The sequence below is a fragment of the Mycolicibacterium phocaicum genome (genome assembly GCF_010731115.1).
Taxonomy (GTDB): Bacteria; Actinomycetota; Actinomycetes; order Mycobacteriales; family Mycobacteriaceae; genus Mycobacterium; species Mycobacterium phocaicum.
Genome location: NZ_AP022616.1, coordinates 4,397,110 through 4,415,951 on the forward strand (window position 1 = coordinate 4,397,110; position 18,842 = coordinate 4,415,951).

Annotated in this window: 16 protein-coding genes; 6 read left to right on the forward strand and 10 right to left on the reverse strand. The window is 68.6% G+C overall.

Going from position 1 to position 18,842, the window contains the following annotated elements; genetic code table 11:
- The first annotated feature begins 10 nt into the window (after positions 1–10).
- Genes G6N46_RS21005 through G6N46_RS21015 form a run of 3 tightly spaced genes read left to right on the forward strand, consistent with a single transcriptional unit; the run spans position 11 to position 3,383 of the window.
- Positions 11–943, forward strand: a complete 933-nt coding sequence (locus G6N46_RS21005; RefSeq protein ID WP_163692930.1) for an NAD-dependent epimerase/dehydratase family protein — start codon at positions 11–13, stop codon at positions 941–943.
- Positions 944–1,000: 57 nt separating this feature from the next.
- Complete coding sequence (locus G6N46_RS21010; RefSeq protein WP_138250929.1) at positions 1,001–2,785, forward strand: N-acyl-D-amino-acid deacylase family protein; 1,785 nt, start codon at positions 1,001–1,003, stop codon at positions 2,783–2,785.
- 1 nt (position 2,786) lies between these two features.
- Entirely contained in the window at positions 2,787–3,383 is a 597-nt protein-coding gene (locus G6N46_RS21015; RefSeq protein ID WP_138250928.1) for a TetR/AcrR family transcriptional regulator, read from the forward strand.
- Here G6N46_RS21015 and G6N46_RS21020 read toward each other — a convergent pair.
- The 6 genes from G6N46_RS21020 to G6N46_RS21045 form a co-directional block, all read right to left on the reverse strand.
- The gene (locus G6N46_RS21020) at positions 3,374–3,733 is read right to left on the reverse strand and encodes a DUF2304 domain-containing protein (RefSeq protein ID WP_138250927.1); all 360 of its coding nucleotides are present in this window, start codon (positions 3,731–3,733) and stop codon (positions 3,374–3,376) included. The two genes, G6N46_RS21015 and G6N46_RS21020, sit on opposite strands and share 10 nt — an antisense overlap.
- A complete protein-coding gene (locus G6N46_RS21025) occupies positions 3,730–4,419 on the reverse strand; it encodes a polyprenyl-phospho-N-acetylgalactosaminyl synthase PpgS (RefSeq protein ID WP_138250926.1) in 690 nt (229 codons plus the stop codon). Before G6N46_RS21025 ends, G6N46_RS21020 begins: the two co-directional genes overlap by 4 nt.
- A 21-nt stretch (positions 4,420–4,440) precedes the next feature.
- Positions 4,441–5,679, reverse strand: a complete 1,239-nt coding sequence (locus G6N46_RS21030) for a hypothetical protein (RefSeq protein WP_167526422.1) — start codon at positions 5,677–5,679, stop codon at positions 4,441–4,443.
- Complete coding sequence (locus tag G6N46_RS21035; RefSeq protein ID WP_138250925.1) at positions 5,646–6,980, reverse strand: M1 family metallopeptidase; 1,335 nt, start codon at positions 6,978–6,980, stop codon at positions 5,646–5,648. Before G6N46_RS21035 ends, G6N46_RS21030 begins: the two co-directional genes overlap by 34 nt.
- Positions 6,977–10,861, reverse strand: coding sequence for a Pls/PosA family non-ribosomal peptide synthetase (locus tag G6N46_RS21040; RefSeq protein WP_138250924.1), 3,885 nt, complete (start codon positions 10,859–10,861; stop codon positions 6,977–6,979). Before G6N46_RS21040 ends, G6N46_RS21035 begins: the two co-directional genes overlap by 4 nt.
- Before the next feature lie 62 nt (positions 10,862–10,923).
- Complete coding sequence (locus tag G6N46_RS21045; RefSeq protein ID WP_174814074.1) at positions 10,924–11,445, reverse strand: 2-oxo-4-hydroxy-4-carboxy-5-ureidoimidazoline decarboxylase; 522 nt, start codon at positions 11,443–11,445, stop codon at positions 10,924–10,926.
- A gap of 112 nt (positions 11,446–11,557) precedes the next feature.
- Between G6N46_RS21045 and G6N46_RS21050 the strand changes: the two genes are divergently transcribed.
- Both G6N46_RS21050 and G6N46_RS21055 read left to right on the forward strand, forming a co-directional pair.
- Positions 11,558–12,829: an HNH endonuclease gene (locus G6N46_RS21050; RefSeq protein WP_163692932.1), complete on the forward strand. Its 1,272-nt coding sequence runs from the start codon at positions 11,558–11,560 to the stop codon at positions 12,827–12,829.
- A 57-nt stretch (positions 12,830–12,886) separates the two neighbouring features.
- Positions 12,887–13,273, forward strand: a complete 387-nt coding sequence (locus G6N46_RS21055) for a thiol-disulfide oxidoreductase DCC family protein (protein WP_138250915.1) — start codon at positions 12,887–12,889, stop codon at positions 13,271–13,273.
- On the opposite strand, the gene G6N46_RS21060 is transcribed toward G6N46_RS21055, so the two are convergent.
- From G6N46_RS21060 to G6N46_RS21070, 3 genes are read right to left on the reverse strand one after another with little or no spacing between them, the layout of a single operon-like run.
- Entirely contained in the window at positions 13,265–14,164 is a 900-nt protein-coding gene (locus G6N46_RS21060) for an NAD-dependent epimerase/dehydratase family protein (protein ID WP_138250914.1), read from the reverse strand. The genes G6N46_RS21055 and G6N46_RS21060 overlap by 9 nt on opposite strands.
- Positions 14,164–15,315: a cytochrome P450 gene (locus G6N46_RS21065; protein WP_138250913.1), complete on the reverse strand. Its 1,152-nt coding sequence runs from the start codon at positions 15,313–15,315 to the stop codon at positions 14,164–14,166. Before G6N46_RS21065 ends, G6N46_RS21060 begins: the two co-directional genes overlap by 1 nt.
- Positions 15,305–16,720 (reverse strand): ABC1 kinase family protein, encoded by a 1,416-nt coding sequence (locus G6N46_RS21070; protein ID WP_138250912.1) that lies wholly within the window; start codon positions 16,718–16,720, stop codon positions 15,305–15,307. Before G6N46_RS21070 ends, G6N46_RS21065 begins: the two co-directional genes overlap by 11 nt.
- A 105-nt stretch (positions 16,721–16,825) precedes the next feature.
- Here G6N46_RS21070 and G6N46_RS21075 point away from each other — a divergent pair, with 105 nt between their 5' ends.
- Positions 16,826–17,389 carry a TetR/AcrR family transcriptional regulator gene (locus G6N46_RS21075; protein WP_138250923.1) on the forward strand — a complete coding sequence of 188 codons (564 nt, stop codon included), beginning with the start codon at positions 16,826–16,828 and terminating at the stop codon, positions 17,387–17,389.
- On the opposite strand, the gene G6N46_RS21080 is transcribed toward G6N46_RS21075, so the two are convergent.
- Complete coding sequence (locus G6N46_RS21080; RefSeq protein ID WP_138250911.1) at positions 17,378–18,781, reverse strand: lipase maturation factor family protein; 1,404 nt, start codon at positions 18,779–18,781, stop codon at positions 17,378–17,380. The two genes, G6N46_RS21075 and G6N46_RS21080, sit on opposite strands and share 12 nt — an antisense overlap.
- Positions 18,782–18,842: the final 61 nt, after the last annotated feature.

The following is an 18,842-nucleotide window of genomic DNA, read 5'->3' on the forward strand; positions in this document are numbered from 1 at the left end:
TGGTTGCGCCGTGCGAACACTTGTCACTGGTGCTGCCGGGTTCATCGGGTCGACGCTCGTCGACCGGCTCCTGTCCGAAGGACACGACGTCGTCGGGCTCGACGACCTGAGCAGCGGCAAGGTCGACAACCTCGCCGACGCCGAGCGCAATGCGCAGTTCCAGTTCGTGAAGGCGGACATCGTCGACGCCGATCTGCACGGCATCGTCGCCGAGACCAAGCCCGAGGTGATCTTCCACCTGGCGGCGCAGATCTCCGTCGCGCGGTCGGTGACCGACTCCCCGTTCGACGCCGGGGTCAACGTCGTCGGCACCGTGCGGCTGGCCGAGGCGGCCCGCAGCAACGGCGTCCGCAAGGTCGTGCACACCTCGTCGGGCGGGTCCATCTACGGCGTCCCACCGGGGTATCCGACCAACGAGGACATGCCGGTCGACCCGTCGTCCCCGTATGCCGCCAGCAAGGTGTGCGGCGAGGTCTACCTCAACATGTTCCGCAACCTGTACGGGCTGGACTGCTCGCACATCGCGCCGGCCAACGTCTACGGCCCGCGCCAGGATCCGCACGGCGAAGCCGGCGTGGTCGCGATCTTCAGCCAGGCGCTGCTGGCCGGCCGGCCCACCAAGATCTTCGGTGACGGCACCGACACCCGCGACTACGTCTTCGTCGACGACGTCGTCGACGCCTTCGTGCGCGCCGGCGGCGAAGCCGGCGGCGGGCAGCGGTTCAACGTCGGCACCGGGGTCGAAACGTCGGTGGCGCAGCTGCACACCGCGATCGCCGCGGCCGTCGGTGTGCCGGACGCGCCGGAGTTCCACCCGCCACGCCTCGGCGACCTGCGTAAATCCTGCCTGGACATCAGCCGCGCCGGTGCCGTGCTGGGGTGGAGCCCCAAGGTGGCGCTGGCCGAGGGCGTGGCCCGGACGGTCGACTTCTTCCGTCCCTGACCTGCGATTACACAGAAAAAGATTGTAAGCACTCACTTTCTGTCCTAGTCTCACGTCATGACCTACGACGTGATCGTCAAAGACGGCCTGTGGTTCGACGGCACCGGCCGCACGCCGCAACTGCGCAATCTGGGTATCCGCGACGGCGTCGTCGCGACGGTGTCGGCACAGCCGCTCGATGAGACGGGCTGCCCCGACGTCATCGACGCCAAGGGCAAGTGGGTGACGCCGGGCTTCATCGACGTCCACACCCACTACGACGCCGAGGTGCTCCTCGATCCGGGCCTGCGCGAGTCCGTCCGCCACGGCGTGACGACGGTGCTGCTCGGCATGTGTTCGCTGTCGACGGTCTACGCCGAGAACGACGACGCCGCCGACCTGTTCAGCCGCGTCGAGGCGGTGCCGCGCAAGTTCGTCGTGGGCGCGCTCGAGCAGAACCGGTCGTGGTCCGGACCCGCGGAGTACGTGCGGGCGCTCGAGGCGCTGCCGCTCGGCCCCAACGTCAGCTCGCTGCTGGGCCACTCCGATCTGCGGACCTCGGTGCTGGGTCTGGACCGCGCGACCACCCCGAACGTCACACCGACCAACGCCGAGCTCGAGACCATGGCGTCGCGGCTCGAGGCGGCCCTGGACGCCGGGATGCTCGGCATGTCGGGCATGGACGCCGCGATCGACAAGCTCGACGGCGACCGCTTCCGCTCTCGTGCGCTGCCGTCGACCTTCGCCACGTGGCGGGAACGCCGCCGCCTGATCAAGGTGCTGCGCAAGCGCGGCCGCATCCTGCAGAGTGCACCCAACGTCGCCAAACTGCAAGAGGCACTGAACTTCTTCCTCGAGAGCAGTGGCTGGTTCGGTCGTCGTGCCGGCGTGCGCATGAGCCTGCTGGTGGCCGCCGACGCCAAGTCGTCGCCCGGCGCCGTGTACCTGCTGGGTCCGGTGACCCGCCTGGCCAACAAGGTGCTGAACTCGAAGGTCCGCTTCCAGCACCTGCCGGTGCCGTTCGAATTGTATTCGGACGGAATCGATCTCCCGGTTTTCGAGGAGTTCGGCGCGGGCACCGCGGCACTGCACCTGCGCGACCAGCTGGAGCGCAACAAGCTGATGGCCGACCCGGAGTACCGGCGCCGGTTCCGCAAGTCGTTCGACAAGAAGGTGCTGGGCCCGACGCTGTGGCACCGCGACTTCCATGACTCGACCATCGTCGAGTGCCCGGACAAGTCGTTGATCGGCAAGAGCTTTGGCCAGATCGCCGACGAGCGCGGCAGCCATCCGCTCGACGCGTTCCTCGACGTCCTGGTCGAGCACGGGGAACGCAACACCCGCTGGACCACCATCGTGGCCAACCACCGGCCCAAGCAGCTCGACAAGCTCGCCGTCGAGCCGTCGGTCCACATGGGCTTCTCGGATGCCGGTGCGCACCTTCGGAATATGGCGTTCTACAACTACGCGCTGCGGATGCTGCGTCGTGTGCAGGACGCCGACAAGGCCGGCCGCCCGTTCATGACCACCGAGCACGCCGTGCACCGGCTCACCGGTGAGGTCGCCGACTGGTTCGGCCTGGAAGCCGGCACCCTGCGTGAGGGTGAGCGTGCCGACTTCGTCGTGATCGACCCGGCCGGGCTCGACGCCGGACTCGAGGCGTACCACGAGGATTCGGTCGAGTTCTACGGCGGCTTGAGCCGCATGGTCAACCGCAGCGACGCCGCCGTCGTGGCGACCGGTGTGGGTGGCCAGGTGGTGTTCCGCGACGGCGACTTCGTCGAGGGCTACGGCCAGACCGTGAAGTCCGGCCACTACCTGCCGGCGCGTGGCGCGAAACTGCCGGTGGCGCAAGCGGTCTGACATGGCCAGAACACAACAGCAGCGCCGGGAGGAGACCCGGGCCCGGCTTCTCGACGCCGCGATCGAGACCATCGTCGAGGTCGGCTACGCCCGCGCCTCGGCGGCGGTGATCGCGCGCCGGGCCGAGGTCTCCGACGGTGCGCTGTTCAAACATTTCGCCACCATGGGCGATTTCATGGCGGCGACGGCGCTGGAAGTCATGCGCCGGCAGTTGGAGCAGTTCAGCAAGCAGGTCGCCGAAATCCCGTCGGACCGGCCGGCTCTGGAAGGCGCCCTGATCGCGCTGCGCGACATCAGCGGCAACGCCACCAACGCGGTGATGTACGAGCTGATGGTCGCGGCGCGCACCGACGAGAAGCTGCGGACGACGCTGCAGGGCGCGCTCGTCGAATACGGCCGCAACATCTACGAGACCGCGCAGGAGATGCCAGGCGCCGATCAGCTGCCGCCCGAGCTGCTGATGCTGATCGTCGCCGTCATGGTGAACACGTTCGACGGCGCGGCGCTGATCCGCGCCGTGCTGCCGCAGCCGGAACTCGAGGACGGCCGCATCCAGCTGCTGGCGACGATGCTGGGAAGCCTGGGCGTTCAGACCTGACGCGTCGGCGGCTCGGGATCGGGCACCCGCGCGCCCTCCAGTGCCACCGCCCGGGCCAGCTGGGCGTACCGCAATTCCAGGTCCTTGAACCGCATGTACGCGCTGATCGTGGTGAACAGGAACGCGATGACCAGCGCGTACAACAGGAGGTCGGCGCCGCGGCCGATGCCGAGCCAGTGCGCTACGACCGTGGTGTCGTTGGGCCGCAGGATCGCGTAGATGGCGCCGACCACGAAGAACACATAGCCGACCTTCACCCAGGCCCGTGACTGCGCGTTGCGCCGCGACGAGAACAGGTAGGCCAGCAGCAGGACCACCGCGCCGATGAGTAAAGCCTTGGTCCAGATCATCGGCGCAACCTCCCGCGCAGCAGCCCGTCGACGATGATGTTGACGCCGTTCACCAGCGGCTGACCCTTCGACATCGAATAGTCGGTGTACAGGATCTGCACGGGCTGCTCGGCGATCCGCCAGTGGTTCTCGACAATCAGGGAGACGAATTCGCTGGCGTGGCTCATGCCGTTCATGGTGAGGTTCAGGCCGTCGGCGACCGTCCTGTTGAACACCCGCAGCCCGTTGTGCGCGTCGGTCAGGTGCAGCTGGCGGCTGGACCGGCTGAGTTTGGCGACGATCGGTAGCAGCAGCCGCTTGAGCATCGGCATGCGGTCGGGCGGCTGATCGGCGAACCGGGTGCCGATCACGATGTCCAGGTTCTCGGTCTGCAGCCGATCGAGCATCCGCACGACGTCCTTGACCTGGTGCTGACCGTCGGCGTCGAACGTGGCGAAAAACTGTGCCCCGGGACGGGATCGGGCGTATTCGACGCCGGTCTGGATGGCCGCGCCCTGCCCGAGATTCACCGGATGACGCACCACGTGGGCGCCGGCGGCGAAGGCGCGGTCGCCGGTGTCGTCCCGGCCGCCGTCGTCGACGCAGACGACGTTCGGGAAGACGGCGCGCACATCGGCGACGACGTCGGCAATGACGCTCGCCTCGTTGTACGCGGGGATGACGATCCAGACGTCGCGATAAGACATGTTGCTGCCGAAACTACACGCTCAGCGGTGCCTGATCGCGCTCAGCGCGGCCAGGTGAACGACGATTCCGACCAGCGGTCCGCACATCAGCGCCACGATCGTGCGGGTCTGGAGGTCCAGCGGCAGCAGCAACAACAGTGCCGCGGCCACTGTGGCACTCACCCAGCCCACCGCGTAGGCCCGGTGCAGCGCGGCGGCCACCGTAGCGGCGCCGGTGAGGGTCAGGAAGGCGATGGCGACGGCGCCGGCCGTCAGCCACGCCAGCAGCGCGCCGCTCGCGGCGTACTCGGGCCCGAACAGCGTGCGCAGCAGCCACGGTCCGAGCAGTCCGGCCGCGAGTACCGCCAGCGCGCCCAGGCCGGCGAGCACCAGGGCCGGCGTGAGCAGCGCGCGCAGCCTGCGGTTGTCGACGAAATGCGCGATCAGGTTGCCCTGCATCGCGGTGAGCGGAACCAGCAGCGGGGCGCGGGTCAGCGTCACCGCCAGGATGATGACGCCGCCGGTGGCCCCCAGATCCCGCGACGTGGCCTGCAGCAGCACCGGGAAGCCCATCACCAGGACGGCGCTGGCGCCCGCGGCGGCGATCGAGTGCGCCGACCCCGTCAGGAAGGTCCGCGGGGTGCCGGGCGTGTGGATGGCGGCCGCGGACCGGGCCACACGGGAGGCCAGCAGCAGGATCAGCCACGACATCGAACCGGCGACGGTGGCCCACAGGTAGCCGTCCAGGCCCCAGCCCAGGACGAACGCGGCGACCGCGACGGCGACCCGGATACCCGCGTCGGTCACCATCAATGTGCCGTACTGGGTCCAGCCGTCCGCCCCGGCCAGCACGCCGAGGAGGGTGGCGTGCAAGCAGAAGCCGGCCAGGCCGACGCTCAGCAGCGTCACGCTCAGCGGCGTGGATTCGACGAATACGTGGGCCGCCCACAGCGGGGCGGTGCCGGCGATCAGCAGGCCCGCGGCGACGGCCACCAGTGCGGCGACGCGCAGAGGCTGCAGGTGCGGCCCGGGTTGGGGCTCGGCAATGCGCGCGATGCGGACCTCGCGGGTGGCCTCCTGCAGCAGCCCGTTGGCCGCGCCGGTGAACAACCCGAACGCGCCCCAGAAGACGCTGAACACCGAGAACCCGGCGGGAGCCAGGTCGCGCGCGGCGAGGTACAGGATCGCGTAGCCGCACAGCGCGCTGAGCACCGTCGCGACCGCGACCCGCGCCACACCGCTGGGTTTCACAGTGTCGGTAGCTCCGTCGTGTAGAGCCACGCCGTCCACAGTCCGCGCAGGGACTGGTCGGTGTAGTGCGCGGCCAGGCCGGTGAAGTCATCGGTCAGTGCGGTCGAGTGCCGGTACCGGGTGGTCCAATCCCGCAGCAGCGCAAAGAAATTCGTGTCACCGATCGTGCGTCGCAGAGCATGCAGGGTCAGCGCGCCGCGCTTGTAGACGCGGTCGTCGAACATGTCCTCGGGTCCAGGATCGGCGAGCAACAGGTTCTGCGGCAGGCCGCGGAGTTTCTGCAGATTGTGGGTGGCCAGTTGGTCGGCGGTGCGCCAGCCCGACTCCTCGGCCCACAGCCATTCGGCGTAACAGGCAAATCCCTCATGCAGCCAGATGTCGCGCCACCGTCGTACCGTCACCGAGTTGCCGAACCACTGGTGGGCCATCTCGTGCGCGATCAGCCGTTCGGCGCCGCGGCGGCCGTCGCAATGGTTGGCCCCGAAGATCGAAATGCCCTGTGCTTCAAGCGGGATCTCCAGCTCGTCGTCGGTGACGACGACGGTGTAACCGGTCGATAACGGGTACGGCCCGAACAGCCGGGTGAACAGCTGCATCATCTGGGGCTGCCGGCCGAAGTCGTATTCGAAGTTGCGGATCAGCCGCTGGGGCAGGGCCGCGGACATCGGCACCGGCGACTTGGCCAGGCGCACCGATTCGTAGCGACCGATCTGCAGCGTGATCAGGTAGGTCGACGTCGGCTCGGCGAGCTCGTACACCCAGGCCGTCTGTGCCGCACGGGTTTTGCGGCTCACGAGCTCGCCGTTGGCCACCACCCGGTACGGGCTGTCGGTCGTGACCGCGATGCGGTAGCTGGCCTTGCTGCTCGGGTGGTCGTCGCACGGGAACCAGGACGCCGCGCCGTTCGGCTGCCCGGCCACCAGGGCGCCTTCCGTCAGCTCCTCGAAACCGACTGTGCCCCAGATGGATTTGATGGGGCGCGGGTTGCCGCCGTAGCGCACCGTCACTTTCATCGCGGCGCCGGCGGGCAGCTGGTCGGCCAGCGTGATGTGCAGCTTGCCGTTGACGGTGCGGAACTTCGCCGGGCGTCGCCCGTTGACCTCGACCTTGGCCACCGACAGATCGTCGGACAGATCCAGGGTGAACCAGTTCAGCGACGCCAGGGTGACGGCGGTGATGTTGGCGATACCGCTCAGCCGGTTGCTCTCCACCTTGTACTCGAGGCTCAGCTCGTAGCGGGACACCCGGAAGCCGAAGTTGCCGTTGTTCGGCAGGTACGGATCGATCACCGGCGCAACGCTTTTGCGGTCTTTCTTGTTGGTCCGGGTCACGCGGCCTGCGCCTTCTGCCGGTTGCCCGACTTGCGCTTCTTGCCGACCCACGGGGCGATCGGGTTGCCCTGCCAGCGGGTCGACGCCGGCACCGCGTCGCCGCGCATCACCAGCGAGGCTGGGCCGACCGTCGCTCCGGCGCCGATACTCGCCGCCGGCAGCGCGACGCAGTGGGTACCCAGCGTCGCGCCTTCCTCCAGCACCACGGTGTCCAGTTGCATGATGCGGTCGTGGAACAGGTGGGTCTGCACGACGCAGCCCCGGTTCACCGTCGCGCCACGGCCGAGTGTCACCAGGTCGGCCTCTGGCAGCCAATAGGTTTCGCACCACACGCCGCGGCCGATCGCGGCGCCGAGGGCCCGCAGCCACAGGTTCATCACCGGGGTGCCGCTGGCGGCGCGGGCGAACCACGGTCCGGCGACGGTCTCGACGAAGGTGTCGGACACCTCGTTGCGCCACACGAACGGCGACCACAGCGGGTGCTCGACGGCCCGGATGCGCCCGACCATGAGCCATTTCGCCACCACGGCGATGGCGCCGGCGATGGCGCCCGCGTTCAGCAGCACGAGCCCGGCACCCAATGACGCCCACACCCAGCCCAATTCACCGGCGAGGGCCTGCAGGACGCCGAGGACCGCCACACCGATACCGAACGTCACCATCACCGGGACGATCCGCAGCGTCTCGACCGTCGAGCGCATCACCTTGAGACGAAGCGACGGGTGGAAGGTGCGCACCGCGTCGGCTTCAGTTGGCTGGCGGCGCAACCGGATCGGGGGGCTGCCCAGCCACGACGAACCGGCCTTGGCCTTGTGCGGGGTCGCCGACAGCACCGCGACCAGCCCGTCGTCGGGGACGCGGCGGCCGGGCTGGGTGATGCCGGAGTTGCCGAGGAACGCGCGGCGGCCGACGGTCGCCTTCGCCACGTGAATCCAGCCGCCGCCGAGTTCGTACGACGCCACCATGGTGTCGTCGGCCAGGAACGCGCCGTCGAGCACCTCGGTGAACTTCGGTGTCAGCAGGGCCGTCGAAATCTCGGTGTCCTTACCGACTTTCGCGCCCAGGATGCGCAGCCACCACGGCGTCAACAGGCTCGCGTAGATGGGGAACAGGTAGTTGCGGGCGGCGTCCATCAGCCGCTCGGTGGCCCACAGCTGCCAGCCCACCCGGCTGCGCACGGGGTGGTAGCCCTCGGTCAGGCCGAGGGCCAGCAGGCGCACCCCGATGACGGTCAGTGCGGCATACACCGCCATGGCCACCACGGCCGCGACGGGCGTCCACAGCGCGACCGGCAGGACCGCCTCGGGCAGCGAATGGGTATGACGCACCGGCAGAATCAGCACCGCGAGGCCGGCGGCAAGGGCCAGGATCGGCAATCCGCCGAGCAGCACCGACGTCAGCCCGTACATCCCCACCCAGATGGGGGCGCGCCCCGGCCGCTCTTTCGGCCACGGGTGGTGGGCCTTGCCGGACTTCACCGCCGGCGAACCCTTCCAGTACTGCCCGGCCTTGACCTTGCCGATAACGCCGGAACCCGGTGCGACGTCGGCGTTCTTGCCGACCACGGCACCCGGCAGCAGCGTGGTGCGGGCGCCGATCGTGGCGTCGTTGCCGACGCTGATGGGTCCGACGTGGAACAGGTCGCCATCGATCCAGTGCCCGGTGAGGTCGACCTCCGGCTCGACCGAGCAGCGGTCCCCGAGCGTGAGCATGCCGGTGACCGGCGGCGTGGAATGCAGGTCGACGCCGTCACCGACCCGATTGCCCAGCGCGCGGGCGTAGTACACCAACCACGGTGCGCCGGCCTGGTTTTCGGCGCCGCTGGCCTCGCCGAGCCGTTCGGCGAGCCACACCCGCAGGTGCTCGGAGCCACCGCGTTTGTAGGTGCCCGGTTCCAGCCCGGACAGCAGGGCGCGCGCGGCGAACACGGCGATGCCCATGCGGCCGATCGGCGTGACGAACACCAGGAACCCGACCAGGATCACCCACCAGTTCACGGTGTGGGCCCACGACAGCAGGTGCAGCGCGGCGGCGATGTTGTTCAGCAGTGCCAGCCAGACGACCCACTGCATGCCGGCCAGCGTCGCGAGCGGGATGGCGGCGGCGGTCTGGATCAGCTGAGTCGTCAATGGAACCGGTGTGACGCTTCGGGTTTCGACGAGCGGCGGCGGGTCGAGTTCGTCGAGATAGCCGGCCAGCGAGCCCAGCCGCGGATGGTCGTAGAGATCGGCGACGGTGACCTGCGGGTACTTCTCGCGTAGCAGTGAGACCAGTTGCGCGGCGGACAGCGAGCCGCCGCCGAGCGCGAAGAAGTCGGCGCCGGGCCCGTCGATGGGGGACGCCAGTACGTCGCGCCACAGCCCGGCGAGCCAGCCCATGGTGCCGTCGAGGTCGGGGCTGTCGTCGCCCGCCGAGTCGACAGGCCAGGGCAGCGCGTTGCGGTCGACCTTTCCTGATGTGCGCGTGGGCAATTCGTCGACCAGCACCAGCCGCGGTACCAGTGCGGCGGGTAGGGACTCGGCCAATGTCTTGCGGGCCTTGGCGATGTCGAACTCGGGGTCGGCGCTGGCGATGTAGCCGACCAGCAGGGGAGTGCCGGTGGCGGTCTTGCGCACCGCGGCGGCGCCGCCGCTGACACCGGGCAGGTTGACCAGCGCGGCGTCGACCTCGCCGAGTTCGATGCGCCGGCCGCCGACCTTGACCTGATCGTCGGCGCGGCCCTGGAAGTACAGGCCGTCCGCCTCGAGCCGGACCAGGTCACCGCTGCGGTACGCGCGGCCCCAGCCGAGGGTCTCCATCGGCGCGTACTTCTCGGCGTCCTTCTCGGGGTCGAGGTAGCGCGCCAGGCCGACGCCGCCGATCACCAGTTCGCCGACGTCGCCGTAGCCGACCTGCAGGCCGTCCTTGTCGACGACGGCCAGGTCCCACCCGGGCAGCGGCAGCCCGATGCTGACCGGGCCACCGCCGAGCGGCGCCAGGCAGGCGACGACCGTGGCTTCGGTGGGCCCGTAGGTGTTCCACACCTCGCGACCCTCGACGGCCAGGCGCTCGGCGAGCTCGGGCGGGCAGGCCTCGCCGCCGAAGATCAGCAGGCGCACGGCCTCCAGCGCTTCGGCCGGCCACAGCGAGGCCAGCGTCGGGACCGTCGAGACGACGGTGATGTCGCGGGACACCAGCCACGGCCCGAGGTCCATGCCGCTGCGGACCAGGGAGCGCGGTGCCGGCACGAGGCAGGCGCCGTGGCGCCAGGCCAGCCACATCTCTTCGCACGATGCGTCGAAGGCGACGGACAGTCCCGCCAGCACCCGGTCGCCCGGGCCCAGCGGGTTGTCCTTGAGGAAGATTTCGGCCTCGGCGTCGACGAACGCGGCGGCGTTGCGGTGCGTCACCGCGACGCCCTTCGGGGTGCCGGTGGAGCCGGAGGTGAAGATGATCCAGGCGTCGTCGCGAGTCAGGGGTCGGCCGGCCTGCCAGCCCCGCGTCGACCCGGGACCACGGACCAGACCGGCCTCGGTGATGATGCCGACGACGCCGGCCTCACCGAAGACCAGCGCGGCGCGTTCCTCGGGATCGTCGGCGTCGACGGGGACGTATGCGGCGCCGGTCGCGAGGGTCGCCAGAATCGACACGTACAGCGCGTAGCTGCCCGACGGCATGCGGATACCGATGCGGTCACCGCGGCCGATGCCGCGCGCGGCCAGCCAGGCCACGCTTTCCTCGACGTCGGCGATCAGCTCGGCGTAGGTGAGCTGGACGGTGCCGTCGTCGATGGCGGGCGCATCGGGATATTGGTCGGCCGTGGCGTAGAGGATGTCGATGAGGGTCCGGGCCTGCGGTGCGTTCGCTGAACGCACGTACTGCGGGGGGATCTCCTGAGGCACGGGTACAAACTACTAAGGCTTGGGGAACGCTTCCTGGCGGCGGGCATGCCGTGGCGGCTTCGTTACCAGTTGTTGTAGCCGCCTTCAGGCCCGAGCATGCGTTCCAGCCGGGTCCGGTTGATGCGGGCCAGCTCGTTACGGACCACCTTGCGCTCGGTCTCGTGGTCGTTGTGCATGCGGTCGGCCATGTGGGCCAGCACTTCGTTGGCGCTCATCGCGCCGACGAACATCACGAAGTCGAAGCCGAAGTGGTCCCGGTACGTCGTGGCGTGCGCGGTCAGGGTCGCCATGAGATCGGGGTCGCGGTCGCACACCGCGCACTGCTCGAACTGCGAGCGGGCGCTGCCGGGCCGGCGGCCGAGCTGCGGGTAAGCCTGCAGGATCGCGTCGACCGAGGAGTCGGCAAGCGCGAAGAGCAGGTCGTCGGCACGCCGGAACAGGTGGTCGTGGTCGGCGTAGGCGCGTCCGTCGGCCAGGCTGCCGGCCAGCGGCACGCTGTAGCAGCATTCGTACAGTGCGTGCACCGCCCGCTGCTTCGGCATGGCGTTGAACGCGTCGAGACCGATTCCCTGATGCATCAACACATGGACATCATCGAATCTGCAGGGTACGGGCAGATTTCCTCGTGTTACAGCGCGGCAAATTCATTTATCTGGGGTCTGGCGCGTATCACACGCATCCGGTAGAGTCGAACGCATGTTCGATATTCTGGCGGTGGGCCCCGACGCCGATGAGGCGGTGTTGTCGGGTCGCATGGCGGAGCTCGAACGGGTGAAGGCGCGTGCGGCGGCCGAGCAGGCGCGGATTGCGGCCGCACTTGAGGCGCGGCGGGTGGCGGCGGCCGCGGCGGGTGGGCCGCGGGTGTCGCGGGCCGCGCTGGGTTCGGAGATCGGGTTGGCGCGGCGCGAGTCCCCGCATCGGGGTGAGCGGTTGATGGCGATGGCCCGCATCCTGGTCGCGGACATGCCGTGCACGCTGGCCGCGTTGGAGTCGGGTGTGCTCTCCGAGCACCGGGCCGAGCTGATCACCAGAGAGGCGGCGTGCCTGTCGGTGTTGGATCGCCGGCTGCTGGATGCCGAGTTGTGTGGGGATCCGGGCCCGCTGGCGGGGTTGGGGAACGCCGAGGTGTCGGCGGAGGCCGCGCGGATCGCCTGTGAGCTGGATCAGCAGACCGTGGTGGAGAAGATGAGGCGGGCGCGGTCCGCGCGGCATGTGCGGTTCCGGGTGGCCGCTGACGGCATGATGTCGATGACGGTGCTGATGCCGGCGGCCCAAGGTCAGTTGGTGCGCCAGGCGCTGGCTCGTGAGGCGGCGTCGGCGGTGGCGGCGGGTTCGGAGCGCAGCCGTGCGCAGGTGATGGCCGATGTGGTGGTGGGGCGGGTCACGGGTCGTGATCCGGTCGCGACACCGGTGCCGGTGACACTGAACCTGGTGATGTCGGATGAGACGCTGCTGACCGGGGGTGAGGCGCCGGCGCAGTTGGACGGCTACGGGCCTCTTCCGGCGGTGCTGGCGCGCGACATGGTGCTGGCCGCGGCGGCCGATGCGACGGTAGGGGCGACGTTGCGGCGCCTGTACGCCCAGCCGGGGACGAACAAGTTGGTGGCGATGGAGTCGAGGGCGCGGGCGTTTCCGAAGGCGCTCGCGACGTTCATCGGTTTGCGGGATCAGATTTGTCGGACCCCGTTCTGCAATGCGCGGATTCGGCATATCGACCACGTCACCCCGCACGCCAAGCGGGGGCGGACCAGTGCGCACAACGGGGATGGGTTGTGTGAGCACTGCAATTACGTCAAAGAAGAACCCGGCTGGCAGGCGGCGGCCAGTTATGACCGGTACGGCCGGCACACCATCGCGCTGACCACGCCATCGGGAGCGGTGTACACGTCAACGGCGCCACCGACACCGGAGGGCTTGCGTATCTTCACGCGCGACGTCCACATCGCGCGGATCCAACCTGCGGCCTAGCCCACCTGTGTGGCGACTCACGGTTTCCGACAGCGCTCGGCGGCGCATGATGAAGTCATGGACGGAGTGCTGTTTTTCGACGGCAAGTGCGGGATGTGTACCCGCGCACGAAACCAGTTGCTGCGGATGAATCGAACCGGCCGTCTCCGCACCGAACCACTGCAGAAGCCCGGCACCGCTGAACGACTCGGCGTGCCACCCGAGCACCTGATGGAATCGGTGTGGTGGCTGGATTCGTCCGGCAACGTGTTCGGCGGCGCAAAGGCGGCCAATGCGGCGGTGTCGGCGGCGCTCGGAACGCGGTTGCCGTTGTGGGTCTATGGAATTCCGGGGGTCGGCGCGCTCCAAGAGTGGGTCTACCGCTGGGTGGCCACGCACCGCTACCACTTCCGCGGCGTCACACCGTGGTGCGAATCGGCTCCGTCGGAATGTGTTTCAGCGTAGCTGCGCCATCGCGCGGTAACCCTCGATGGCGCTCGGGTAGCGGGGACGCCAGCCGGAAGAATCGCGAAAGCGCTTATTGCTCAACCGAAGTGACCGGGTTATTGACGTGAGCCGGTCGCCGAGCAACAGTCCCAGCCGGCCTGGCCCGCTGATCCAGATCCGGCGCCCGACGGCCGCGGCGCAAGCCTCGGCATATTCGCGTTTGGTGAGTGGCTGGTCGTCGACGATGTTGTAGGTGCCACCCGGTGTCGTGAGTGCCGCGACGACAGCGCTCGCCGCATCTGCGACGTGGATCGACGACAGATAGGTGTCGCTGCGGCCCGGGACAAATCCGATGTGCCACTTGGCCATATCGAGGATCTGTTCGCTATGCGCGGCGTGCGGACCGTAAAAGACGCCGAATCGAAGAATGGTGGCAGTACCGGGGAACCGCCGGGCGCTGGCCTCGGCGGCGTGGTTGCCGCGGGTGATCGGGTAGTGGTCGACGGGCTGGTTCTCGTCGACCCAGTCGGTTCCACCGTCGCGGTAGATCATGCCGACGGACTCTTGGATCACGTGCTGGACGCCGGCATCCAGAGCGGCGTCGACAACGGCGGCCGAGCCTTCCGTGCGCACCCTCTCACATTCCGCCCACGCGGATTTGCGGATGAACGCCGTGGTCGACGGCAGCGCCGAGGCCAGATTCACCACCGCGTCGTGGCCGGCGAACGCGTCGGCCAGCCCGCGCCGGTCGAACAGCGATACGGCGACCGGCCTAGCGCCCTGGCTCTGCAACCAGGCGGCCTTCTCGTCGCTGCGGGCCAACGCCGTGACGGCATGTCCCGCCGCGACCAGAGCGGGCACGGTGTGGACACCGATGGCGCCCGTCCCGCCGGTGACGAAAACCCGCATCAGCTGAACGCCACCGGCAGCGTCTGCGGACCCCGAATGGCAGGCGTGTCACGCCAGGTGACCGCGCCGCGGATAACGGGTTGGCGCGCAAGGACTTCCCGCAGCGCGACCGTCAATTCCAGCTGGGCCAGCGCCGAACCCAGGCAGTAGTGCGCGCCGTACCCGAAGGCCAGGGGAGCGGGGCCGGTGCGGTCCAATCGGAACCGGTCGGGGTTGTCGAACACCTTTGGGTCGCGGTTGGCGGCGGCCACCACGACGACGACGCTGTCGCCGGCGGCGATGTCCACGCCGCCCAACGGTCGGTCCTCGGTCGCGGTCCGCACCGTCGACTGCACCGGGCCGTCGAGTCGCAGCAGTTCGGTGACAACGGCCCCGTCGACGGTGTCGACCTGTTCGTTCACCAGTCGAATCAGCCCTGCGCCAAGAAGATTCGCGGTGGTCTCATGCCCGGCGACCGCGATCAGGATGGCGGTCACCACGACATCTTCGAGGGACAGCTCGGGATCGGTGGCGATGAAGCTCAACAGGTCGTCACCGGGATGAGCCCGTCGATCGGCGGCGAGTGGCAGGAATTCCGCCATCAATGCGGCGGCGGCGCCGAATCCCTCGGCGACCTCGACGGGGTCGGCCAGAGTGCCGAGCATCCGGATGATCGCCGGCGACAGTTCGCGCAGCGACGCCGCGTGACCGGGATCGAGAGCGAGCCATTCACCGACGACCGCGATCGGCAGCGGTAAGGCGATCCGCGACATGAAATCGAAAGGCTCACCGGTCGGCGCCTGCGCGATGACCTCGGCGGCGATCGTCGCCACACCTTCGGTCAGCCCGGATATCGTGCTGCGGGTGAACGCATCTCGGACCGCGCCGCGCAGCCTGTCATGGTCGGTGCCGTCGGTGAAGAGCATCGACGCCTTGGCGAAGTCGGTCGGCATCATGGTCATCGATGCGCGGGCCACCGGGTTGGCCAGCGGATCGCTGGTCCAGCCGGACCCGCCGAGCACCTGCCGGGCGGCGTCGTAGCCCAGCACCAGCCAGCCTTGTGCGGCGTTGTCCCACACGACGTCTCCGTCGCACCGCCGGGCTTCGTAGAAGGGGTAGGGATCGGCGGCGTCCCAGGGCAGCCGGGCCGCGGTGACGTCGTTAGCTGACATGATCGTCCGTCCCGTGGGGTAGGCCGCGGCGCTGAACCCACGCCTCGTGTTCGAGGCCCAATGCGGTGACCGGCGCTGCGACGCCGTCCATTTCGTCCAGCATCCCGCGAGCGTGGAACGTGGCGTTCAACGCCGTGAAGATCGCGTTCATCGACAGGTTCAGGCGTGAGAAGAACACGAAGTCGGCGGGCACCGTGATGTGCCGCATGGGGTGGTCGGCGTCGCGGACGTCCAGCATCGAGGCGATGGCGCGTCGCGAGGCCTCGTCGGTGTAGGTCACCGGCTGCGGTGCCAGGATCTCGTAGATGATGCCTTCCCACCAGCGGTAGGCGTCGTCCGCGGTCAGCACCGAATCCGCTGCGAAGAAACCGCTTTCGACCATGTTCGACCGCAGGTCGTCGCGACGTCCCTCGACCGCGCAGCGCATCAGGTTCACGATGCGTCTGCGCTGGCCTTCGGGAAGCACCTTCGCGCAACCGAAGTCGACGAAGCCGACGGTCCCGTCGGCCCCGAAGCGGTAGTTGCCGGGGTGTGGGTCGGCGTGGAACAGGTGGCCGTGCCGGTAGGAGCCGGTGACGAAGCGCGCGATCACCTCCGACCAGGTGTTCTTGGTCTCCTGGTCGGCGTCTTGCGCTGCGGCCCAGTCCAATCCGTCGAGGTATGTCATGGTCAGGACGCGGTCCCCGGAGGCCTCGCCGACCAGTTCGGGGACGCGAATGTGGGGGTGGTCGCGCCAGAGTTCGCAGAACGCGGCGATGTGGGCAGCCTCGCGGCGGTAGTCGATCTCCTCGGAGATGCGTTCGGAGATCTCCGCCGATATCGACGCCACGTCCGGCAGTGACGCGCCGAGCGCACCGGCCGCGCCTGCCGCGAACCGGAACATCGTCGCCAGCAACTCGGTGTTCGACAGGTCATCGCGAATGGCTTGTGCCACACCGGGATACTGAATCTTCACCGCGACGTCGCGGTCGTCGTGCAGGACAGCCCGATGGACCTGTCCGATGGACGCCGCCGCCATCGGTTCGGCGGAGAACGACGCGAAGACGGCGGAGATCGGCCGACCCAGATCGTCCTCGACGACCTGTCGGGCCAGCGCCGAGTCCATCGGTGGCGCGTCGGCCTGCAGCCGCGTCAGTGCCCGCTGGTACGGCGAGAGTTCGCCGGCGCCGATGGCATTGGCGTCGACCATCGAGACCAGCTGGCCGGCCTTCATCAATACGCCCTTGGAGTGGCCGAGGAGCTCGGCGTACTGCTCGGCGGTGCGTTCGTGGAAGCGTTCGACGGCGCCGGTGTTGCCGGCCTTCTCGCGTAGGGCCGCGACCATGCGTCCGCCCGCGGCGCGGGCGGTGAAGCCGGCGACCGGCATGGTGCGGCGGATGCGTCCGCGCGGCACATTCCCGGTCATTGCGCCTCCCAGCGTTGTATGGTGACCTAGTACGAAACATATGACAGTTCTTATAGGCGGTCAAGAGTGCAGACATCGACCAAGGAACGGCTGGTCACCGAGGCCATGCGGCTGTTCAGCGAGCAGGGCTACAAGGCCACCAGCATCACTCAGATCGAGAAAGCGGCCGGCCTGGTGCCCGGTTGCGGCGCCCTCTACAACCACTTCAAAACCAAAGAGGCCGTGCTGGCGGCGGGGATCGACAGGCAGCTGGATCGGCGCCGCGCGATGCACGACATCAGCGCGCTGTTCGCCGGCGAAGGTGAGCTGCGGACAGAGCTCACGCTGCTCGGCCGGTACGTGCTGAGCGTGCTGAACCAGGAGAGTCAATTCCTGCAGGTGGTAGCCCGCACGCCGACGGAGCAGTCGGACCGCGTCAACGCCGCGTACGCCGCTCTGGTCGACAGTCTCTACAGCGGACTTGCCGATTGGATCTGTGGCTGCGCGCCCGGCCTCGATCTGCGGGAAGCCAGGAGGATCGCGGTGGTCGGGGTCAACGCGCTGCTGGGCAAGCATGCGACGCGCGTCGTCTTTCACGCCCCGCAGGCGGACACCCCCGATGACGAGTTCATCGCGGACTGGACCGTGATGCTGGCGGGCCGGATCGAAGCGGCCGCGCTAGCTCGGTAGCGCAACGGGCGGGAAGTACTGTCCCTCCGGGCTGCGGTGCCACCACACGTGGTCGTGCCGCAGTTCGCGGGGCGTGGAGTAGCGGTAGCGGAACACCTGCGCGCGGACATAGGTGGGCGGCGAATCGGGAAACGGGTTGTGCCGCAGCAGTTTCAGCGTTGCCGCGTCGCCGCGCAGCAAGCGCTCCAGCAAGCCGACGAACCACTGGCGGCCGTAGGTCGGTGAGATGGCGGCGAACCACATCATCCAGTCGAGACGCAGGTGGTAGGGCGCCCACTGACGCGGCAGTCGCCCGACGGCCCCCGGTTTGCCCTTGAATTCGTATTCGCGCCATACGGTTTCGTCGGTGATGTCCGAGTCGGCAGTGCCCTCGATCACCACCTCACGCCGGATGCGGCCGATCGAGCCGAAGGCGCCGTACGTGTTCACCAGGTGCAACGGATCGAACGACGCGTTCATGCGTTGCTGCGGCGACAGCAGATTTCGCACCGGCCAGTAGCTCAGCACCACGACCAGGACGCTGAACCCGATGACGAGCACCACGAACCAGACCGGCGGGGCGGCCAAGGCGGAGGTGGGCACCGGCCCGGCTATCGCACTGAACGCCAACACCATCGTCAGCCAGTTCAGCCACGCATAGTTGCCGGAGATCACCAGCCAGAGTTGAGTGACGACGACGATCGCGCCCGCGACGGTGGCAACGGGCTGCGGCGCGAACAACCCGAACGGAACTATCAGCTGCGTGACGTGGTTGACCGCGACCTCGATGCGGTGCAGCGGCTTGGGCAGGTGATGGAAGAACCAGCTCAGCGGGCCCGGCATGGGCTGGGTCTCGTGGTGGTAGTAGAGACAGGTCAGATCGCGCCAGCAGCGGTCACCACGCAGTTTGATCAGCCCCGCACCGAACTCGGTGCGGAACACCAGCCACCGTGCCAGCCAGATCACCAGCACCGGCGGAGCGACGGAGTCGTTGCCGAGGAACACCGCGAGGAAGCCGGCTTCCAGCAGCAGCGACTCCCAGCCGAAGGCGTACCACCGCTGCCCGACGTTGACGATCGACAGGTACAGCACCCACAACAGCAGCCAGGTGAGCATCGCCGCCCACAGTGGTACGAGATCGCCGGCGCCCGCGACCAGTGCCGCACTGAGTACGGCACCCGACCACGCGACGGTCGCGAAGAACCTGTCCGAGTAGTGCCAGTGAAAGATGCTGGGCGCCTGCCGGAACGACACAGCGGACAGATACCGCGGAATCGGCAACATGCCCTGCGCGCCGAGGAGGGCGCGGAATTGCCTTGCGGCGCAGATGAAAGCGATCAGATAGACGCCGGCGATGCCGCGCTCCAGCACCAGCCGGCTGAACCAGTATTCGGGTGCTGTGAACCACTCCATCGCCGATTCCTGACCCGCCGCTGCACTCCAGGGTACGGCGGGTCAGGACGGGTGAAAACGA

Excerpts from the sequence above, each read along its gene's own strand:
- G6N46_RS21010 (WP_138250929.1), top strand. The coding sequence starts at position 1,001 with ATGACCTACGACGTGATCGTCAAAGACGGCCTGTGGTTCGACGGCACC.
- G6N46_RS21015 (WP_138250928.1), top strand. The coding sequence starts at position 2,787 with ATGGCCAGAACACAACAGCAGCGCCGGGAGGAGACCCGGGCCCGGCTT.
- G6N46_RS21020 (WP_138250927.1), bottom strand. The coding sequence starts at position 3,733 with ATGATCTGGACCAAGGCTTTACTCATCGGCGCGGTGGTCCTGCTGCTG.
- G6N46_RS21025 (WP_138250926.1), bottom strand. The coding sequence starts at position 4,419 with ATGTCTTATCGCGACGTCTGGATCGTCATCCCCGCGTACAACGAGGCG.
- G6N46_RS21050 (WP_163692932.1), top strand. The coding sequence starts at position 11,558 with ATGTTCGATATTCTGGCGGTGGGCCCCGACGCCGATGAGGCGGTGTTG.
- G6N46_RS21055 (WP_138250915.1), top strand. The coding sequence starts at position 12,887 with ATGGACGGAGTGCTGTTTTTCGACGGCAAGTGCGGGATGTGTACCCGC.
- G6N46_RS21060 (WP_138250914.1), bottom strand. The coding sequence starts at position 14,164 with ATGCGGGTTTTCGTCACCGGCGGGACGGGCGCCATCGGTGTCCACACC.
- G6N46_RS21065 (WP_138250913.1), bottom strand. The coding sequence starts at position 15,315 with ATGTCAGCTAACGACGTCACCGCGGCCCGGCTGCCCTGGGACGCCGCC.
- G6N46_RS21070 (WP_138250912.1), bottom strand. The coding sequence starts at position 16,720 with ATGACCGGGAATGTGCCGCGCGGACGCATCCGCCGCACCATGCCGGTC.
- G6N46_RS21075 (WP_138250923.1), top strand. The coding sequence starts at position 16,826 with ATGCGGCTGTTCAGCGAGCAGGGCTACAAGGCCACCAGCATCACTCAG.
- G6N46_RS21080 (WP_138250911.1), bottom strand. The coding sequence starts at position 18,781 with ATGGAGTGGTTCACAGCACCCGAATACTGGTTCAGCCGGCTGGTGCTG.